General features: G+C 74.5%; 14 protein-coding genes and 1 pseudogene. 11 read left to right on the forward strand and 4 right to left on the reverse strand.

What is annotated here, in order from left to right; all coding sequences use genetic code 11:
* Window positions 1-46: 46 nt before the first annotated feature.
* The 3 genes from ACGFIZ_RS03505 to ACGFIZ_RS03515 all read left to right on the forward strand — a co-directional run bounded on the left by ACGFIZ_RS03505 (window position 47) and on the right by ACGFIZ_RS03515 (window position 4,881).
* Entirely contained in the window at window positions 47-694 is a 648-nt protein-coding gene (locus ACGFIZ_RS03505) for an SIMPL domain-containing protein (protein ID WP_393415416.1), read from the forward strand.
* The gene (locus ACGFIZ_RS03510; RefSeq protein ID WP_393415419.1) at window positions 694-1,341 is read left to right on the forward strand and encodes a nucleoside/nucleotide kinase family protein; all 648 of its coding nucleotides are present in this window, start codon (window positions 694-696) and stop codon (window positions 1,339-1,341) included. The genes ACGFIZ_RS03505 and ACGFIZ_RS03510 overlap by 1 nt, the downstream gene beginning before the upstream one ends.
* Before the next feature lie 141 nt (window positions 1,342-1,482).
* Window positions 1,483-4,881 carry a S8 family serine peptidase gene (locus ACGFIZ_RS03515; RefSeq protein ID WP_393415630.1) on the forward strand — a complete coding sequence of 1,133 codons (3,399 nt, stop codon included), beginning with the start codon at window positions 1,483-1,485 and terminating at the stop codon, window positions 4,879-4,881.
* Window positions 4,882-5,223: 342 nt separating this feature from the next.
* Here the strand turns inward: ACGFIZ_RS03515 and ACGFIZ_RS03520 are convergent, their stop codons facing one another.
* Window positions 5,224-5,706 carry a CAP domain-containing protein gene (locus ACGFIZ_RS03520; protein WP_393415422.1) on the reverse strand — a complete coding sequence of 161 codons (483 nt, stop codon included), beginning with the start codon at window positions 5,704-5,706 and terminating at the stop codon, window positions 5,224-5,226.
* Window positions 5,707-6,213: 507 nt separating this feature from the next.
* Entirely contained in the window at window positions 6,214-6,639 is a 426-nt protein-coding gene (locus ACGFIZ_RS03525; RefSeq protein WP_393415423.1) for a DUF4241 domain-containing protein, read from the reverse strand.
* Window positions 6,640-6,698: 59 nt separating this feature from the next.
* Between ACGFIZ_RS03525 and ACGFIZ_RS03530 the strand changes: the two genes are divergently transcribed.
* Entirely contained in the window at window positions 6,699-7,013 is a 315-nt protein-coding gene (locus ACGFIZ_RS03530; RefSeq protein WP_393415424.1) for a DUF397 domain-containing protein, read from the forward strand.
* A 370-nt stretch (window positions 7,014-7,383) separates the two neighbouring features.
* On the opposite strand, the gene dapD is transcribed toward ACGFIZ_RS03530, so the two are convergent.
* Entirely contained in the window at window positions 7,384-8,340 is a 957-nt protein-coding gene (gene dapD / locus ACGFIZ_RS03535) for a 2,3,4,5-tetrahydropyridine-2,6-dicarboxylate N-succinyltransferase (protein WP_393415426.1), read from the reverse strand.
* A 98-nt stretch (window positions 8,341-8,438) separates the two neighbouring features.
* Here dapD and ACGFIZ_RS03540 point away from each other — a divergent pair.
* The 3 genes and pseudogenes from ACGFIZ_RS03540 to dapE form a co-directional block, all read left to right on the forward strand.
* Window positions 8,439-8,561 (forward strand): annotated as a pseudogene (locus ACGFIZ_RS03540) (helix-turn-helix domain-containing protein); the annotation flags it as partial.
* A gap of 319 nt (window positions 8,562-8,880) precedes the next feature.
* Window positions 8,881-9,360: an RNA-guided endonuclease InsQ/TnpB family protein gene (locus ACGFIZ_RS03545; RefSeq protein WP_393415632.1), complete on the forward strand. Its 480-nt coding sequence runs from the start codon at window positions 8,881-8,883 to the stop codon at window positions 9,358-9,360.
* 55 nt (window positions 9,361-9,415) lie between these two features.
* Window positions 9,416-10,489, forward strand: a complete 1,074-nt coding sequence (gene dapE / locus ACGFIZ_RS03550) for a succinyl-diaminopimelate desuccinylase (protein WP_393415428.1) — start codon at window positions 9,416-9,418, stop codon at window positions 10,487-10,489.
* A 126-nt stretch (window positions 10,490-10,615) separates the two neighbouring features.
* On the opposite strand, the gene ACGFIZ_RS03555 is transcribed toward dapE, so the two are convergent.
* Window positions 10,616-10,783 (reverse strand): hypothetical protein, encoded by a 168-nt coding sequence (locus tag ACGFIZ_RS03555; protein ID WP_347670942.1) that lies wholly within the window; start codon window positions 10,781-10,783, stop codon window positions 10,616-10,618.
* A 165-nt stretch (window positions 10,784-10,948) separates the two neighbouring features.
* Here ACGFIZ_RS03555 and ACGFIZ_RS03560 point away from each other — a divergent pair, with 165 nt between their 5' ends.
* The 4 genes from ACGFIZ_RS03560 (at window position 10,949) to ACGFIZ_RS03575 (ending at window position 19,900) form a co-directional block, all read left to right on the forward strand.
* Window positions 10,949-11,800 carry a TIGR00730 family Rossman fold protein gene (locus tag ACGFIZ_RS03560; protein ID WP_393415430.1) on the forward strand — a complete coding sequence of 284 codons (852 nt, stop codon included), beginning with the start codon at window positions 10,949-10,951 and terminating at the stop codon, window positions 11,798-11,800.
* 4 nt (window positions 11,801-11,804) lie between these two features.
* Window positions 11,805-12,350, forward strand: a complete 546-nt coding sequence (locus ACGFIZ_RS03565; RefSeq protein ID WP_393415432.1) for a TIGR00730 family Rossman fold protein — start codon at window positions 11,805-11,807, stop codon at window positions 12,348-12,350.
* 409 nt (window positions 12,351-12,759) lie between these two features.
* Complete coding sequence (locus tag ACGFIZ_RS03570; RefSeq protein WP_393415434.1) at window positions 12,760-16,353, forward strand: ATP-dependent helicase; 3,594 nt, start codon at window positions 12,760-12,762, stop codon at window positions 16,351-16,353.
* A 31-nt stretch (window positions 16,354-16,384) separates the two neighbouring features.
* Complete coding sequence (locus tag ACGFIZ_RS03575; RefSeq protein WP_393415436.1) at window positions 16,385-19,900, forward strand: ATP-dependent helicase; 3,516 nt, start codon at window positions 16,385-16,387, stop codon at window positions 19,898-19,900.
* Window positions 19,901-19,946 lie beyond the last annotated feature (46 nt).

Genomic DNA, 19,946 nt, shown 5'->3' on the forward strand with positions numbered 1-19,946 from the left:
TACCCGAGGGGTCAATAAGGGGCCGTTCCTTCGTTAGGGTGAGGGCATGGTGGACGGACCGGTCGTGACCGTACGCGGCGAGGCGCACCGGGAGGTGCCCCCCGAGCTGGCCCGGTTCATGGTGACCGCGACCGCGCGGGACCGGGACCGGGAGACGACCCTGACCCGGCTCGCCGAGCGGGCCGCCGCGGTGCGGGTGCTGCTCGACTCCGCCGAGCCGGCCGTGGAGCGCCGGGAGACCGGCGACCTGCGGGTGTGGCCGCAGACGCGGCGCTCCGGCGAGCGGGTGGTGGCCTGGCACGGCAGCGTCGCCACGACCGTGACCCTGAGCGACTTCGCCGCGCTGGGCGAGCTGATGCTGCGGCTGGCCGACCAGGACCAGGTCGAGGTCGCCGGCCCCTGGTGGGCGCTGCGCCCGGACAGCCCGGCGTACCGGGAGGCGCGGCACGCCGCGATCGCCGACGCGCTGGTCCGTGCCCGGGAGTACGCCGAGGCGCTGGGCGCCCGGGTCACGGGCCTGCTGGAGCTGGCCGACACCGCGCTGGGCGGCCCGCAGCCGATGCTGGCCCGCGCCGCGTACGGCGGCGGGATGCAGGCCGGCGGGCCGCCGGAGCTGGAGCTCGACCCCCGCCCGCAGACCGTGCAGGCGGCGGTGGAGGCCCGCTTCTCGATCACCGCCCCGGTCCTCGGCTGATGCCCGCCGCCCGGGTGCTGCCCGTCGAGGAACTGGTGGCCCGCGCCCGGGCCCTCGCCACGGCCGGCCCCCGACAACTGCTCGGCATCGCCGGCACCCCGGGGGCCGGCAAGTCCACCCTGGCCGAGCGCGTCGTCGCCGCGGTGGGGCCGGCCGCCCGGCTGGTGCCGATGGACGGGTTCCACCTGGCCCAGGCCGAGCTGTGCCGCCTCGGCAGGGACGCCCGCAAGGGCGCGGTGGACACCTTCGACGTCGTCGGGTACGTCGCGCTCCTGCGCCGGCTGCACCAGCCGGAGCCGACCTCGGTGTGGGCGCCCGAGTTCCGCCGGGACATCGAGGAGCCCGTCGCCGGGGCGATCGAGGTGCCGCCGGAGGTCCGGCTGGTGGTGACCGAGGGCAACTACCTGCTTTTGGCGGAGTATCCCTGGGACGAGGTGCGGCCCCTGCTGCACGAGGCGTGGTTCCTCGACCTGGACGACGACCTGCGGCGGCGCCGGCTGACGGCCCGGCACGAGGCGCACGGGCGGTCGCCCGAGCAGGCGCGGGCCTGGGCGCTGGGCAGCGACGAGGCCAACGCGACCCTGGTGGCCGGCACGGCCGACCGCGCCGACCTGGTGGTCCGGTTGGCCGAGCCCCCGCCGGCCTGACGGGCCGGGAGGACTGCCGCCCGGCCCCGCGCTCCGGGGCGGCGAGGAAGACATTGTGTACGAGATCCGTCACCTTGAGTGCTTCCGTATGCATACCGAGTATGCAATTCTTCTCTGGTCAATGTGCGCCTCTCGTCAGTGATGACGCCCCACGAGGAGGATCCGTTGCATCGAAGAGGAAGAAAGCCCCTCGGCCTCGGCCTGGCCCTCGGTCTGGTGCTCGCCGCGCCGCTGACCGTGCCGGCCGCCGCCGCCCCGGCCGGACCGTCCCCGGCGGCCCCCGGCGCCCGCACGCAGAAGGCCGCGCCGGCGGGGCCCACGGCCGGCGGTCCGTCCACCGTCACTCTGGTCACCGGCGACCGGGTCACCCTCACCGGCTCCGGCGCGGTGAGCGTCCGTCCCGGTGGCGGCCGGGACAAGCTGCGGTTCCTGGTCCAGCGGACCGACGGGCACGTCAGCGTGCTGCCCCAGGACGCGCTGCCGTTGCTGCGGTCCGGCCGGGTGGACCGGCGGCTGTTCGACGTCACCGGGCTGGTCGAGGCCGGCCACGACGACGCCCACCGGGACAGCCTGCCGCTGCTGGTGTCGTACCGGTCGGGGGAGGGCCGCCGGGCCGTGGCCGCGACCGACGGCATTCGGGTCACCCGGGACCTGCCGGCCATCGGCGGCGCGGCCGTGACCGCCGACAAGGCCCGGGCCGACGCGGTCTGGGCCGCGGTGACCACCGGCCGGGCGGGAGCCCGGGTCGACATGGCGGGGGGTGTCGACCGGCTCTGGCTGGACGGCAGGCGCCAGATCACGCTCGACCACAGCGTGCCGCAGATCGGCGCGCCCGCCGCGCACGCGGCCGGGCTCACCGGCAGCGGCGTCACGGTCGCGGTGCTGGACACTGGGGTCGACGGCGACCATCCCGACTTCGCCGGCCGGCTCGCGGAGTCCCGCAACTTCACCGAGGAGGCGGAGCCGGGCGACGTCGTCGGGCACGGCACCCACGTCGCCTCGATCGTCGCCGGCAGCGGCGCGGCGTCCGGTGGCAAGTACCGGGGCGTGGCCCCGGACGCGACCCTGCTGTCCGGAAAGGTGTGCGAGGTCTACGGCTGCCCCGAGTCGGCCATCCTCGCCGGCATGCAGTGGGCCGCCGTGGAGAAGCGCGCCAGGGTGGTCAACCTGAGCCTCGGCGGGCCGAACAGCCCGGACGTCGACCCGCTGGAGCAGGCGGTGCAGTCGCTCACCGAGCAGACCGGCGCCCTCTTCGTCATCGCCGCGGGCAACGCCGGCTCGGACGGCTCGGTCAGCTCCCCGGCCACCGCCGACGCCGCCCTGGCGGTCGGCGCGGTCGACCGGGACGACGAGCTGGCCCGGTTCTCCAGCCGCGGCCCGCGAGTCGGCGACGACGCCCTGAAGCCCGACGTCACCGCCCCGGGCGTGGGGATCGTCGCCGCCCGGGCCGCCGGCAGCGACCTCGGCGCGCCCGTCGGCAACCGGTACATGACCCTCTCCGGCACCTCCATGGCCACCCCGCACGCCGCCGGCGCGGTGGCGCTGCTCGCCCAGCAGCACCCCGACCGGCGGGCCGGCGCGCTCAAGGCGACCCTGATGGCCGCGGCGAGGCCCCACCCGGGGCAGACCGCGTACCAGCAGGGCGCGGGCCGGATCGACCTGGCCCGGGCGATCACCCAGGGCGTCACCAGCGCCCCGGCGAGCGTGTCGTTCGGCCGCACGATCTGGCCGCACGGCGACGACGAGCCGATCACCCGCACGGTGACCTGGCGCAACTCCGGCGCCGCCCCGGTCACCCTCGACCTCTCGGTCGAGGCGACCGGGCCGGACGGCCAGCCCGCCCCGGCCGGAGCGTTCCGGCTCGGCGCGTCCAGTGTCACCGTGCCCGCGGGCGGCGAGGCGCAGGCCACGGTCACCGCGGACACCCGGGTCGGCGGCCCCGACGGCTACTACACCGGCCGGGTCGTGGCCCGGTCCGGCGCGGCCGTGGCGGTCACCCCGATCGCCGTCAACCGCGAGGTGGAGAGCTACGACGTCACGATCAACCACCTCGACCGCGGCGGCTCGCCCACCGGCGACCACTACACGTCCCTGGCCCCCCTGGACGGCTTCGCGTTCCCCCACGACGTCCAAAGCGCCGACGGAACGGCCACCGTCCGCGTCCCCAAGGGCCGGTACGGGCTGCTCAGCTACCTGTTCCAGCTCGACGACGCCGGGGAGTACGTCGGCGCCACCACGCTCAGCCAGCCCGAGCTGGTGGTCGACCGGCCGCTCCGGCTCACCGTGGACGCCCGCACCGCCAAGCCGGTCGTGGCCACCGTGCCGCAGCGCGACGCGACCCCGCTGCTCGTCGACGTCAGCTCGGTCTTCTACGGCGCCGACCAGAGCATCTACGGCTTCGGCCTGTGGAGCTTCGACGGCTTCGAGGGGCTGACCGTCGGCCAGCTCGGCCCGGACAGCACGCCCGAGGTGTTCGTCGGCACGATCGGCAGCCAGTGGGCCGACCGGGAGGCGGCCAGCAGCCCCTACCTGTACGCGCTGCTGGAGGCGTTCCCCGGCCGGATGCCGACCGGCTTCGAGCGGCACTATCGCAGCCGGGACCTGGCCACGGTCGTGCACACCTTCCGGGACGCGTACCCGGGGCTGGAGGCCGAGCGGATCGTGATGGGCGAGCCCGAGTACAACACGGGCGGGTCCGCCGTGGTGCTGCCCACCGCGCCCGGCCGGCGGGTGGAGCACTACAACACGACCGGCGTGCGGTGGAGCAGCGAGATGATGTACGGCACCCGGGACGCCGACGGCTGGCTGGAACCGAAGGCCGTGCTGATCAGCCCGCTCACCGCGTACCGGGCCGGGCGGACGTCCCACGAGACGTGGGGCGTGGCGCCGTACGGGCCGTCGTTCCCGGCGCGGCGCTGGGGGCACGAGGGCATCACCCGTACCGGGGACACGATCGTGGTCGACCTGCCCGTGCACGGCGACGCGGCCGGGCACCCGGGCGGGTCGCTCAACGACGCCGAGCGGACCGCCCTGTACCGCGACGGCGAGCTGGTCGGGGAGAGCCCCTACGCCGGGTACGGCGACTTCGAGGTGCCGCCCGGCGCGGCGGACTACCGGCTGGAGGTCTCGGCGAAGCGCGACTTCACCGACCTCAGCACCGAGGTCACCAGCGCCTGGACCTTCCGCTCCCGGCACGTCCCCGGCGACGACTACGCCGCGCAGCCGGCGATGGCGGTGCGCTTCGCCCCGCCGCTGCGCGCCGACAACAGCGCCCCGGCCGGCCGGAGGTTCGAGATTCCCGTGGCGGTCGAGCGGCAGCCCGGCTCGCCGGCGGCGAAGGTCGCCGCGCTGGCCGTCGACGTCTCGTACGACGGCGGCCGGACCTGGCGTAAGGCGGAGCTGCACCGCAAGGGCTCCGGCTGGGCGGCGACGCTCAGGCACCCGGCTGGCGCCGGCCACGTCTCGCTGCGGGCGACCGCGAGGGACACCGCCGGCAACACGGTCACCATGCGGATCATCCAGGCGTACCGCCTGCGGTGACGCGGCGTCCGGGCCCGGCGGGGGCGATCCCGCCGGGCCCGGGCCTCCCGCACCGGGCTCAGTTTCGGGTCCTGGCCCAGGTGATGAACCGGTCCGTGAGGTCGGGGACCTCACAGCGGGCGCATCGGGAGATACGGACGGGACGGTCTCATCGCCGTAGCCTCAGCGCCGTCGCCCGCGCCTCCTCGTCGGTGAGAGGCAGGAACCACAGGAAGGCCTCCCGGTTTACGTAATCAGCGAAAAACCAACGGAAACGCTGGTCAGAGCTGGACCCGCAGGATGGCGGGGCCGCTAGTGCCGACGACCAGTTGACCAGCGTTACCGTTGATTCGGGGCTGAAAATTACGCCTGGGCCGGGTAGCCGAAGTTTTGTGTCCACCAGGGGCCGCTGTCGAGGTGTAAGCCGACACCAATAACGGAGAATTCGGGATTTAGTAGATTAGCGCGATGTCCAGGGCTGTTCAGCCAGGAATGAACCACCTCGTGCGGCTGCCGCTGACCCTTGGCAATATTTTCTGCGGCGGGCTGGGCGTACCCGTGTGACCGCATCCGGTCGAAGGGCGTAACGCCATCTGGGTCGTTGTGGGAGAAGAAGCCGCGCCGCGCCATGTCGGCGCTGTGGCTGCGCGCCGCCTGGCGAAGCAGTTCATTGATTTTCAGCGGGGGCACGCCAGCTTTAGCTCTGGCTTGATTGGTCAAGCGCACCACCGTGTTCTCGAGGTGGGTCCGGTAGGTGTCAGGGCCAATGCTGACCGCCGGCTGAGCAGACCGAGTGTGCGCGGCCCCGCCGGAGCTCACCACGAAATAGTCGTCATCTTCGTCCACCTCATGAGACCGTCTCTGTGGCGGCACGCTCGTCGTCCTACTCGCGGCTCCCCGGAAATTCACGACTGAGCCGTCCCGACGTTTACGCTTTTTGCTCCTCGGCATGTCTTGTCCCCTTCGACTGTCGCTGCTCACGGATCTGCTTGTAGATGATCCACCGAGGTTGGAGTGCGGCTGCGCGGCCCCACGGGGCCCGCTCGCGCCGTCGTCCGGGGCCGCGCGGCTGGCTGCTCCGCTGGCGCTTCACAGCCGTACCCGCCCTCGAGTGAGCCCACCAACGTCTGCGGCAACCCTGTGAGGCGGTCACGGTTTCAAGGGTGGGATCCGCTGGCCGGGTTGCCAGGACGTTCCGACTGGTGGCGATCTTGGAGGATGTGTTCGGCACTCGGGACAGCGGCTGTGGCATGGTCGCATATGGAGGGCGCGGCGGTATGGTCGAGTCCTCCGAGGCGCTCGTCGGAGCGTCGCCTGAGGGTGGCTCATCATCCTCGCTGTCACTAGCGTCGGTCAGGATGAAAAAGTCGGTGAGGAAGCAGGCCACCTCGCCGTCAGCGGTGCGCCCGACCCGCCGTCGCCCAGTTCGGAGACGTCCTGGCCCGCACACACCGCCATCTCCCAGGAGACGGCGGGCTCGTCCCGGACCACCAGCCGGGCCGCCGCGATCATCTCGTACGCATCCTGCTCGCCCGGCTCGCCGAACACGGCGAGCACCAGCACCAGCGGATACCGACCCGGCGGCACCTGCTGGACAAACCTGTCCTCGGACTCGGACATAGCCCCGAACACGAAGGGCTCGCCGGCGACGACCCACCCGGACGGCAACCACAGGGAGGCGTCCCGCCGCAGCCGGACAGTAGCGACGTCGCCGCCGGGAAGTGTGTGACGTGTTCCGGGCACAAAGAGCCGTTCGAAGTCTGGGGCCGACAGCGGCATCGAACGCTCCTCCGGGAGTCTCACCACGGCACCCGATATGGACGCCTCAGCGCCACATTATGAGGCACCACGTAGCCAGCTCGCCGACCGCCGCGCCCCGGTCGCCTGGCGCCGCGCCCAAGCCCTCGCGGACATCGACCCTGACACCGGCCGGGGCCGGCTGTCGTGCCCCCCGCGCCGAGCACCTGTTCAAGCGGGCGTCCATGCTCCACGACCCGCACGGCGTCGGGTACCCGCCGCACCAGCTCCGCCACTCCGCACTGACCCACCTTGCCGGCCACGGTGTTCGTGACAGCAAGGACCCGGCTGGTCCGGTGCTCACCTTCGACCCGCAGACCTGGCGCTCGTTCGTGAAGTTCGCGAAGCAGTCCTGAGGCGAACGAAGAAGCCCTCGGCGAGATGCCGGGGGCTTCTGTCGTATCCGGGTGGAGCATGCCGCCGTGAATCTTGGTATCAAGCCGCCCCTATGGGGGCCATTTCGTACCAAGAATCGGAGCGGAGCCTGCAGCCTCTGGAGTTGCCCGCACAGGCGGGGCGGGCGACGCGACCAGCGGACGCGGCCGCGAGCGGCGCGCCGGCCGGGCGCGGACGCATGAACGGGGCAGCTCCACAGTCGGCCGACAGACGTACCGTCGCCCGGACCCCGTCGCCCGGACCCCGTCGGCCCGGACCCCGTCGCCCGGACCCCGTCGGCCCGGACCCCGTCGCCCGGACCCCGGCCGACGGGGCCCGCCGCAGGGCGGGTCAGTCGTTGGCGTGCAGGGCGGCGTTCAGCTCGATGCCCTGGCCGGTGCGCGGGCGGGCCTCCAGCGCGCCGGTGACGGAGTTGCGCCAGAACAGCAGGCCGTCCACGCCGGAGAGCTCGCGGGCCTTGACCACCCGGCCGTCCGGCAGGCTGATCTTGGACGCGGCGGTGATGTAGCAGCCGGCCTCGACCACGCAGTCGTCGCCGAGCGAGATGCCGACGCCGGCGTTCGCGCCGATCAGGCTCCGCTGGCCGATGCTGACCCGCTCGGTGCCGCCGCCGGACAGGGTGCCCATGATCGATGCGCCGCCGCCGATGTCGGAGCCGTCGCCGACCACCACGCCCTGCACGATCCGGCCCTCGACCATCGAGGTGCCGAGGGTGCCGGCGTTGAAGTTGACGAAGCCCTCGTGCATCACGGTGGTGCCGGCGGCCAGGTGCGCGCCGAGCCGGACCCTGTCCGCGTCCGCGATCCGCACCCCGGACGGGACCACGTAGTCGGTCATGCGGGGGAACTTGTCGACCCCGTACACGGCCAGGTGGCGGCCGGCGGCCCGCTCGATCACCCGCAGCTCGTCCACCCGGTCCGGCGGGCACGGCCCCGCCGACGTCCAGGCCACGTTCGCCAGCTTGCCGAAGACGCCGTCGAGGTTCAGCTCGTTGGGCCGCACCAGGCGGTGGGAGAGCAGGTGCAACCGCAGGTACGCGTCCGTCGCGTCCTTGATCGGGTCGGCCAGCGAGCCGATCTCGGTGACCACGACCGCGGTACGCAGGCCGGGCAGCGCCCGCTCGCCGATCGCGCCGGGCGGCAGGTCGAGTACGTCGGCCTGGTCCTCACCGGGCACCAACGGCAGCGCGCCGAGGCCGAGCTTTCCCGTCGGGTACCAGGTGTCGAGCACCTGATCCTCGGCGGTGACGGTGGCCAGGCCGATGCCCCAGGCGGATTCGGTCTTCACAGGATCACCGCCAGGATGCCCCGTCCTTCAGGGTGGGGAGGAATGGCGGGCGCGCTGTCAGCCATGACTGTCCTTTCTGGTCTGGTAATACTGGTCCTGTGCGGACGGCGTACAGGTGTCGGGCGTATCCGACCCCGGAGCAGGTGAGCGTGCTGAACCGCACGTTCGGCTGTATCGGGGTGGTGTGGAACCGCACTCTCGCCGCCCGCCACGCTCGTTACCACGCCGGAGGCAGATCGACCTCGTACGCGGAGACGGATCGGGCGCTGACGGAGATGAAGAAGCAGCCCGATCTGGCGTTCCTGGGGGAGGTGTCGTCGGTACCGTTGCAGCAGACCCTGCGCCACCAGCACACCGCCATGACCGCCTTCTTCCAGAAGCGCGCCCGGTATCCGCGGTACAAGTCCCGGCACGGCCGCCAGTCGGCCTCCTACAACCGGTCGGCGTTTCGACTGCGCGGTGGAAACCTGACGCTGGGGAAGACACCGGGTGTGTTGCGGTTCGTGTGGTCGTGGCCGGATGTGGATGTGACGGCGCTGGATCCGACGCGACGCACGCCGGGACTTCCTGCACCAGCAGTCCACCGCTTTGGTGCGTCGGTTCGACACCATCGCGGTGGAGGATCTGGCGGTGGCGAACATGGTCCGCAACCGCTCCCTGGCCAAGGCGATCTCCCGCACCGGCTGGGCCGAGTTCCGTACCCTGCTCACCTACAAGGCGCACCGCGACGGCCGCACGCTCGCCGTGGTGGACCGCTGGTACCCATCGAGTAAGACGTGTTCGGCGTGCGGGCACCTGCTCGCCACGCTTTCCCTCGGCACACGGCATTGGTCGTGTCCGGGGTGCGGCACCCGGCATGACCGGGACGTCAACGCCGCCAAGAACATCGCCGTCGCGGCCGGGCTGGTCGAGACACAAAACGCCTGCGGAGCGGACGTCAGACACGGGGGACCTCCTTCCGTGCGGTCTGCGGTGAACCAGGAATCCCGACCCGCGAGGGTGGGAATCCCCCGCCTCTAGGCGGGGGAGGCTGTCAATCCTCGCCCTCACCGTTCCTGACGGTACCGTGCGAATCATGGAGAACCCGCTGACCCCCGAGGTCCTGGCCGATCCGGTGGCACTGACCCGCGCGCTGGTCGACATCGAGTCCGTCTCCCTCAACGAGAAGGCGATCGCCGACTGCGTGGAGGAGGTGCTGCGCGGGGTGCCGCACCTGACCACCTACCGGCACGGCAACACCGTCATGGCGCGTACCGACCTGGGGCGGGCCTCGCGGGTGGTGCTGGCCGGGCACCTGGACACCGTCCCGCTGAACAACAACTTCCCGTCGACGATGCGCGGGGACCTGATGTACGGCTGCGGCACCTCCGACATGAAGTCCGGGGTGGCGTACGCGCTGCACCTGGCGGTGACCCTGCCCGAGCCGAAGTACGACGTGACGTACTTCTTCTACGAGGCCGAGGAGATCGAGTCCAAGTACAACGGCCTGTTCCTGGTCGCCGAGGCGTACCCGGAGTGGCTCCAGGCCGACTTCGCGGTGCTGCTGGAGCCGACGTACGGGATCGTGGAGGCCGGCTGCCAGGGCACCATGCGGGCCGTGGTGACCACCACGGGCGTACGTGCCCACTCGGCGCGCTCCTGGCACGGGGTGAACGCGATCCACGCCGCCGGTGAGGTGCTGCGCCGCCTGACGGCGTACGAGGCGCGCCGGGTCACCATCGACGGCTGCGACTACCGCGAGGGCATGAACGCGGTCCGGATCCACGGCGGCGTCGCGGGCAACGTGGTGCCGGACCGGTGCGAGATCGAGGTGAACTACCGGTTCGCGCCGGACCGGAGCCCGGCCGAGGCCGAGGCGCACCTGCGGGAGGTCTTCGCCGGCTTCGAGGTGGCGGTGACGGACATGGCGGCCGGGGCGGCGCCCGGGCTGGTGGCGGCCCCGGCGCGGGAGTTCCTGGCGGCGGTCGGCGCCGCGCCGATCGGCAAGCTGGGCTGGACGGACGTGGCCCGGTTCGCCGCGATGGGCATCCCCGCCCTGAACTTCGGCCCGGGCGATCCCAACCTGGCCCACCACCCGGACGAGCACGTCGAGATCAGCAAGATCCGCGACGGGGCCGCCACCCTGCACCGCTGGCTCGCCCCCGCCTGAGCGGTCGGCGTACGCGTCGAGGCTCCCGCCCTTCGACGGCGAAAGGCCCGCGTCACCGGCTGCCGGGGACGCGGGCCTGCGTCTGCTACGGGTCGTGGGCCGTCAGGCTCCCACGGGTGGGGGCCGTCAGGCGGTGGGGGTCAGGGACGACTCGGTGCGGGTGTCGGACGGGTCGCCGGTGTGGCCGTGGATCTCGGCCTCCAACTGTCGGGCGCGGCGGCGCTCGGCCACCACGTCGCGGATCCGCCGCTGCATCTGGCGCCGGATCCGGACCATCTCGCTGTTGTTGATCACGCTTGCTCCTCCCCCGAAGGCACGCGCCGGGGCATACCCGGTATGTGAATACTAAGACGCCCGTGCGACCGAATTAGTTGCCTGCGCCGCCGGAAAATTTCGTCGGCCCGCCGGGTCGCGGCGGCGCCCGGCCCGACGGGCGGCCCTCCACTACGGTTGGTTCCCATGAGCGACAGCAACGGTCAGGCGCCGGGCCGCGATCCCGGCCGGACGCGGCACCGGGGTTCCGTCACGCTGCGCCGCAAAGCCATCCCGAGTAGCACCGCCGACCAGCGGCTGCTGGACTCCCGGGGGCGCGGCGACTGGAAGACCAGGGACTCCTGGCGGGCGTTGCGCATCCTGTCGGAGTTCGTGGAGGGGTTCGACACCCTGGCCGACCTGCCGCCCGCGGTCAGCGTCTTCGGCTCGGCCCGGAGCACTCCCGACAGTCCCGAGTGCCGGCTCGCCGAGCAGTTGGGCGCGGCGCTGGCCCGCGCCGGATACGCGGTGATCACCGGTGGCGGGCCCGGCGTGATGGAGGCGGCGAACCGCGGCGCCAACGAGGCCGGCGGGCTCTCGGTGGGGCTGGGCATCGAGCTGCCGTTCGAGCAGGGCCTCAACGACTGGGTCGACGTGGCCATCGACTTCCGCTACTTCTTCGCCCGCAAGACGATGTTCGTCAAGTACGCCCAGGCGTTCGTCGTGCTGCCCGGCGGCTTCGGCACCATGGACGAGCTGTTCGAGGCGCTGACCCTGGTGCAGACCGGCAAGGTCACCCGGTTCCCGGTGGTGCTGATGGGCGTCGACTACTGGCGCGGCCTGCTGGACTGGCTGCGCGACACGATGGCCGCCGACGGGAAGATCGGGCCGATCGACCTGGAGCTGATCCGCCTCACCGACGACGTCGACGCGGCGGTGCGGCACATCGTGGAGGCCGAGGCGGCGCTCTCCGCCGAGCAGGAGGCGGTCCGCGAGGAGGTCGTCGCGCGTACCGGGGCGGACCAGCGGGCCGCCGCCGAGCAGGGTGGGGAGGGCTGAGCCGGTGGCGGCGATCTGCGTGTTCTGCGCGTCCTCTCGTACCCTCGACCAGCGCTGGCTGGACCTCGCGGCCGAGGCGGGTGCGGAGATCGCCCGCCGCGGCCACACGCTGGTCAGCGGGGGCGGCTGCGTCGGGATGATGGGCGCGGTGGCGGACGGGGCGCGCTCGGCCGGCGGCCCCACCCTCGGGGTGATCCCGCAGGCGCTGGTCGACCTGGAGGTCGCCGACCTCGCCTCGGACGAGCTGCTGGTCACCGCCGGCATGGCCGACCGTAAGACGCTGATGATCGAGAAGTCGGACGCGTTCCTCACGTTGCCCGGCGGGCTCGGCACGCTCGACGAGCTGTTCGAGGTGTGGACCACCGCCACCCTGGCCCTGCACGCGAAGCCGATGGTGCTGGTCGACGCCGACGGCTTCTACCGCCCCCTGCTGGACTGGCTCGCCACGTTGGCCGACCGTAACTTCCTCAAGCCGGCCGGCCTGGGCCTGCTCACGGTCGTCGACACGATCCCGGCGGCCCTGGACGCCCTGGAAGCCCACCTGACCTGACGGCCCCGTCCACCCCGCCCTGGGCTCGCCTCGGTGATCAAGAGAGTTGCGTCAGAGTCGATCTCCGATCTGACGCAACTCTCTTGATCACCACCCCCTGGACGGCGCCCCCCACGGGCGGCGCCCCACGGGCGGTGCCCCGTTACGGGCGGCACGACACCGGGCCAGACCGATCCTTCCCGCGTCCGTCCGCGGTGATCATGGACATGGCGGCGGCATTGATCTCCCTGCGTACCGCTAACCCCATGATCACCGGACCGGACCGGACCGGACCGGACCGGACTGGACCGGACTGGACCGGACCGGACTGGACCGGACCGGGCTGGGCGGGTGGGTGGGTCAGGTGGGGTGGGTCAGGTGGGGTGGGGCGGGGCCGGTGGGTGTCGCAGGGGCGTGGTGGGATGGGGGAATGCAGGCGTACCGGCTGGTGCGCCGGTCTGCCGAGGCGGCCCGGGGGGACGGCCGATCGGGAGAGCCGGCATGGGGGGAGCGGCGGCCCGACGGGGCCGGCGGCGATGCCGCGCAGCCCGATCAGCCACAACCCGATCAGCTGCAACCCGATCAGCCGCAGGAGCGCCGGCGGCGGGCCGATCAGCCGCACGAGCGCGCGGCGCGGGGTGACCGGTTGCGCCCTGACGGGTGGCGGGCGGATCCGGTGCAGGCCGAGGTCGTCGCGCACACCGACGGGCCGATGCTGGTGCTCGGCGGCCCGGGCACCGGCAAGACCAGTGTCCTGGTCGAGGCGGTGGCGGCGCGGGTGGCCGAGGGCGTCGACCCGGAGCGCATCCTGGTGCTCACCTTCGGCCGCCGGGGCGCCACCGAGCTGCGCCGCCGGATCGAGGCCCGGGTGGCCGGCGACGGGCACCGGGTGCTGCGCGAGCCGCTGGTACGCACGTTTCCGGCGTACGCGTTCGGCCTGCTGCGCCGGGCCGCCGCCGAGCGGGGTGAGCCGTCCCCGCGCCTGCTCACCGGCCCCGAGCAGGATCTGATCATCCGCGAGCTGCTCGACGCGGTGGGCGAGGAACCGGCGGACGACCCGGTCGGCTGGCCGGACGACCTGCGCCCCGCCCTGCGTACCCGGGCGTTCGCGCAACAGCTGCGGGACCTGCTGATGCGGGCCGCCGAGCGGGGCGTGGGTCCGGTGGAGCTGGCCCGGCTCGGCGAGAAGCTGGGCCGCGCCGACTGGCCGGCCGCCGCCCGCTTCCTCCGCGAGTACGTCGCCGTGCTGGCGCTGCGCGACGTGAGCAACCGCGGCTCGATCGCGTACGACCCGGCGGAGCTGGTCCGGGCCGCCACCGGGCTGCTGCTCGACGACCCCGAGCTGCTGGAGGCCGAGCGCCGCCGGCTCGCCCACGTCTACGTCGACGAGTTGGCCGACACCGACCCCGCCCAGCTCGACCTGCTCGCCGTCGTGGCCGGCGGCGGCAAGTCCCTGGTCGCGTTCGCGGACCCGGACTCCTCCACGTACGCGTTCCGGGGTGCCGACCCGGCCGGGGTGACCGCGTTCCCGCACCGGTTCCGCACCGCCTCCGGCGCGCCGTCCGCCCAGGTCGTGCTGACCATCTCGTACCGGGCCGGGGCGGGGATGCTGGCGGCGACGCGGCGGCTGACGGCGCGGCTGCGCGGTCCGTCCGCCCACCGGCGGCTGCGCCCGCTGCCCGACGCCCCGCCCGGCTCGGTCGAGGTGCGCACCTTCCGCTCGGCGACCGGCGAGGCCGCCTGGCTGGCCCAGGCGCTGCGGGCGGCGCACCTGCTCGACGGCGTGCCGTGGTCGCGGATGGCCGTGCTGCTCCGGTCCACCAACAGGCAGCTGCCGTCGCTGCGCCGGGCGCTGCACACCGCCGGGGTGCCGACCGTGGTGCACGGCGAGGACCTGCCGCTGCACCTGCAGCCGGGGGTGGCCCCGCTGCTGCTCCTGCTGCGCTGCGCACTGGAGCCGGAGCGGCTCGACGAGGAGGCGGCCGTCGCGTTGCTGCACTCGCCGCTCGGCGGGGCCGACCCCCTGGCGGAGCGGCGGCTGCGCCAGGGGCTGCGGGCCCTCGCCCTGGCCGGCGGGGACCGCCGCCCCTCGGGGGAGCTGATCGTCGAGGCGCTGCGCGACCCGATTGAGCTGGCCGGCATCGACCGGCGCTGGGCCGAGCCGGCGCAGACAGTGGCCGGCCTGCTGGCCACGGCCCGGGAGGCCGCCGCCCGCCCGGGGGCCACGGCCGAGGACGTGCTGTGGGCGGTGTGGCGGGACAGCGGACTGGCCGAACGCTGGGCCGGGGCGATCACCCGGGGCCGGACGGCGACCGGCGAGCACGAGATCGCGCGGCGCTGGCGGGCCGAGGCCGCCGACCGGGACCTGGACGCCGTGCTGGTGCTCTTCGACGCGGCGGCCCGGTTCGCCGACCGGCTCCCGGGCGCGCGTACCGAGGTCTTCCTCGACCACGTGCTCGGCCAGGACCTGCCGGCGGACACCCTGGCCGCCGCGGCGGACCGCGGCGAGGCGGTACGCCTGCTCACCGCGCACGCCGCGAAGGGGCTGGAGTGGGACCTGGTGGCCGTCGCGGGGGTGCAGGAGGGCGTGTGGCCGGACCTGCGGCTGCGCGGCAGCCTGCTCGGCTCCGAGCGGCTGGTGGACGTGCTCGCCGGCCGGGCGGAGGGCGACGGCGGGCGGGCCGTGCTGGTCGGGCAGACCTCCGCCCTGCTGGACGAGGAGCGGCGCCTGTTCCACGTCGCGGTGACCCGCGCCCGGCGGCGGCTGCTGGTCAGCGCGGTCGCCTCAACGGCGGTCGGCGGCGACGACCACGAGGAGCAGCCCAGCCGGTTCCTCTACGAACTGGACCCCACCGAGTACGAACTGGACCCCACCGAGCCGCCGGGCGTGACCGGTGTCGACGCCCCGGCCGAAAACGACGGCCCGACTGGAGGCGGCGGCCCGACCGGGGGTGAGGACTCGGAGGGCAGCGGGCCGGAGGACGGGTCGGGACGTGGCCGGGTCGCCCTGCCGGTGGCCGGGGCGCCCCGGGCGTTGACCCTGCCGGCGCTGGTCGCCGAACTGCGTACCGTGGTGGCAGACCCGGCGGCGCCGCACCACCGGCGGCGCGCGGCGGCGGCCGAGCTGGCCCGCCTTGCCGCCGCCGGGGTCCCCGGCGCGCATCCGGACGACTGGTGGGGGCTGCGGGCCCTGTCGGACGACCGGCCGCTGGTCGACGAGGGGAAGCCGGTGCGGGTCACCCCGTCGGCGATGGAGAGCGCCCTGCGGTGCAGCCTGCGCTGGCTGCTGGAGCGGCACGGCGGCAGCGCGCCGGCCAGCGCCGCGCAGGGGGTCGGCAACCTGGTGCACGCCGCCGCGATGCTCGCCGAGGACGCCAGCGCCGACCGCTCGGCCCTGCTGGAGTACGTGGCCGCCCGGTTCGACGCGATCGAGCTGGCGGCCCGGTGGATGGTCGGCCCGGAGCGGGCCCGCGCCGAGACCATGGTGGACAAGCTGCTGCGCTGGCTGGCCGCCAACCCGCGCCGGCTGCTCGCGATCGAGCACGAGTTCGCGGTACGCCTCGACGATCCGCACCGACCCGTCGAGCTGACCGGCCGGGTGGACCGGCTGGAGGTGGACGCCGACGGGCGGCTGGTGGTGGTCGACCTGAAGACCGGCCGGTCCACGGCCGTCACCGAGCCCGAGGTGGCCGAGCACCCGCAGCTCGGGGCGTACCAGGCGGCGGTGGAGGCGGGCGCGTTCACCGAGTTCGGGGAGGAGTCCGGCGGCGCCGCCCTGGTGCAGCTCGGCACGGCGGCGAAGGACGCGAAGGAGCAGAGCCAGCCGGCGGCCGGGCAGGGGCCGGAGGCGGGCTGGGCGACGGCGCTGGTCCGGCGCACCGCCGATACGATGGCCGCCGCCACCTTCGCCGCGGTCGCCAACTCCAAGTGCCGGGTCTGCCCGGTGCGCACGAGCTGCCCGGTGTCCGGGCAGGGGCGCCAGGTCGTCGAGCCGCCGACCATCCGCAGCCCGGAGGACCCGTGACCAGTCCGGAGCGTTCCCGTGAGCGCGAGGCATGACCCAGCCCACCCTGTTCGGCAGCTCGACCCCGGCGCCCCGGACGGCCGACTCCGGCCCCCGGTACACCCCGGTCGAGCTGGCCCGCCTGCTCCGGCTGCCGGCGCCCACCCGGGAGCAGGCCGCGATCATCGCCGCGCCGGTCGAGCCGCTGCTGGTGGTCGCGGGCGCCGGGTCCGGCAAGACCGAGACGATGGCGGCCCGGGTGGTCTGGCTGGTCGCCAACGCGTACGTGCGGCCCGAGCAGGTCCTCGGGCTCACGTTCACCCGCAAGGCGGCCGGTGAGCTGGCGCACCGGGTGCGTACCCGGCTGGACCAGCTGGTGCGCCGGCTCGGGCGGCGCGGGCGGGACCCGGGGGACGACCCGTTCGCGGGCGAGCCGACCGTCTCCACCTACCACTCGTACGCGGGGCGGATCGTCACCGAGCACGGCCTGCGCGCCGGGTACGAGCCGTCGACCCGGCTGCTCACCGAGGCGTCCCGCTGGCAGCTCGTGGACCTGCTGGTGCGCAACTACGACGGCGACATGTCCGGCGTCGACCGGATGCCGAGCACCATCACCGACGCGGTGCTGGCCCTGGCGGGCGAGCTGGACGAGCACCTGGTCGACCCGGACGGGCTGGCCGCCTGGACGGGCCGGTTCTTCGCCGAGGTGCAGGCCCGGCCCGGCCGGGTGTACGCCGACGTGCGGAAGGCGTTGCAGCTGCAGCAGACCCGGCTGAAGCTGCTCCCGCTGGTCCGCGCGTACGCCCGGCGCAAGGAGGACTTCGAGGCGATGGACTTCGCCGACCAGCTCGCCCGGGCGGCCCGGGTGGCCCGGGACCACCCGGCGGTCGGCGCGATCGAGCGGGACCGGTTCCGGGTGGTGCTGCTCGACGAGTACCAGGACACCAGCCACGCCCAGGTGGTGCTGCTCAACGCCCTGTTCGGCGGCGGCCACCCGGTGACGGCGGTCGGCGACCCCTGCCAGTCGATCTACGGCTGGCGCGGGGCCAGCGCCGGCACCCTGGACCGCTTCCCCGCCGAGTTCGCCCGCGCCGACGGCGCGCCGGCCGAGGTGCTTAGCCTCACCACGAGCTGGCGCAACCGACCCGAGATCCTGGGGGTGGCGAACGCCCTGGCCACACCGCTGCGGGCGGCCGGCGCCCGGGTGCCCGAGCTGCGCGCCGCGTTGAGCGTGCAGGACCCGATCCCGCACCGCACGCCGGGCGGCCTGGCCGCCGGCACCGTCCACTGCGCGCTGCTGCCGACGTACGCCGACGAGGCGGACTGGATCGCCGACGGCGTGCTGGCCGCCTGGCGGGGCGCGGCCCGCATGCCGGGGACGCTGCCCGAGCACATCCCGGTGCCGCAGCGGCCCACCACCGCCGTGCTGGTCCGGCTGCGCAGCCAGATCCCGGCGATCGCGGCGGCGCTGCGCGCCCGGGGCCTGCCGGTCGAGGTCGTCGGGCTGGGCGGCCTGCTGGACACCCCCGAGGTACGCGACGTCGTGTGCACCCTGCGGGTGCTGGCCGACCCGACCGACGGGGCGGCGCTGCTGCGGCTGCTCACCGGGGCACGCTGGCGGATCGGGCCGCGCGACCTGGTGGCCCTGCACCGGCGGGCCCGGGCGATCGCCGCCGGCCGCCGGCAACTCGCCGCCGGTAACGAGCCCGAGATCGCCGTGGACCTGCTCGACGAGGCCACCCTGGTCGAGGCGCTGGCCGACCTCGGGCCGGCGCAGGCGTACTCGGCGGAGGGCTACGCGCGGCTGCGCGCGTACGCCGAGGAGCTGGCCCTGCTGCGGCACCGGCTGGACCAGACGCTGCCGGAACTGATCGCGGACGTCGAGCGCACCATCGGCCTGGACGTGGAGGTCGCGGTGCGGGCGGGCCGGGACGGCACCGGCGACGCCGGCCTGGCCCGGGGCCACCTGGACGCCCTCGGCGACGTGGCGGCCCGGTTCACCGGCGAGTCCCCGGGGGCCACCCTGTCGGGCTTCCTGGCCTACCTCGCCGCGGCCGAGGACGAGGAACGGGGCCTCGCCCCGGGCGAGGTGGAGGTGGTGGAGGGCGCCGTGCAGATCCTCACCGCGCACGCCGCCAAGGGCCTGGAGTGGGACGTGGTCGCGGTCGCCGGCCTGAGCCGGGGGGTGTGGCCGGGCCCGGTGCGCAACTCCGACCACTGGCTGGGCGGGCTGGGGGTGCTGCCGTTCCCGCTGCGCGGCGACGCCGACGGCCTGCCCGAGCTGGGCCTGGCCGACGCCGCGGACCAGCGCGGCGTGGCCCGGGCGTTGGCCGATTTCGCCGACGCCTGGCGGGCGCACGACGAGCGGGAGGAGCGCCGGCTGGCGTACGTCGCGGTGACCCGGCCCCGGCGGCTGCTGCTCTGCTCCGGCTACTGGTGGGGGGAGGGGACGAAGCGCCCGCGCGGCCCGTCGGTGTTCCTGCGCGAGGTGCACGACGCCTGCCTCGACGGCGGCGACGGGCACCTGGTCGACCGCTGGGCGCCGGAGCCGGCGGGGGACGCGACGAACCCGACCACCGAGGTGGTGCTGCGCGCCGAGTGGCCGGCCGACCCGCTGGGCGGGCGGCGCCCGGCGCTGGCCGAGGCCGCCGCGCTGGTCCGCCGGTTCCTCGCCGAGGGCCCGGCGGCCGCCCGCGCGCCCCTGCCCGGCGAGCCCACGGTCGACCGGACCGACGCCGGGCCGGCGGCAGACCGGACCGACGCCGGGCCGGCGGCAGACCGGACCGACGCGGGGCCGGCGGTCGAGGGGGCCGACGCCGGGCGGGCGGTCGAGGGGGTCGACGCCGACGCCGGCCCGGCGGCCGACCCGGCGGACGCGGACCCGGAGGTGGCGCGGTGGCGGCGGGAGGCCGATCTGCTGCTCGCCGAGCAGGCCGAGCTGACCGCCGGCGCGGGGTCCGTCGAGGTGACGCTGCCGGGCCAGCTCTCGGTCACCCAGCTGGTGGCGTTGCGCCGCGACCCGGAGGAGCTGGCCCGTACGCTGCGCCGCCCGATGCCGACCGAGCCCAACCCGTACGCCCGCCGGGGCACGGCGTTCCACACCTGGCTGGAGCAGCGCTTCGGCGCGGATCGGCTGCTCGACGTGGACGAGCTGCCCGGGGCGGCCGACGCCGAGGCCGGCGACGAGGAGTTGGCGGACCTGCAGGCGCGCTTCCTGGCCAGCGAGTGGGCCGACCGGGTGCCGGTGGAGGTGGAGGTGCCGTTCGCCACGGTGCTCGCCGGGGTGGTCGTGCGCGGTCGGATGGACGCCGTCTTCGCCCGCCCCGGGGGGCGGTTCGACGTGGTCGACTGGAAGACCGGGCGGCAGCCGGCCGGGGCGGCTGCCGAGGCGGCGGCCGTGCAGCTCGCCGTCTACCGGCTGGCGTGGGCCGAACTGGCCGGGGTGCCCGTGGACCAGGTGGGGGCGGCCTTCCACTACGTGCGGGACGGGGTGACCGTCCGGCCGGCGGACCTGCTCGACGTCGCCGGGCTGACCGCCCTGATCGCCGGGATCCCGGAGGCCCGGTAGTACTGCCGGATCGCCGAGATCCGTGATACGTTGTCTGGGTTGCAGT

Source organism: Micromonospora sp. NPDC048830 (assembly GCF_043198215.1).
Classification (GTDB): Bacteria; Actinomycetota; Actinomycetes; order Mycobacteriales; family Micromonosporaceae; genus Micromonospora.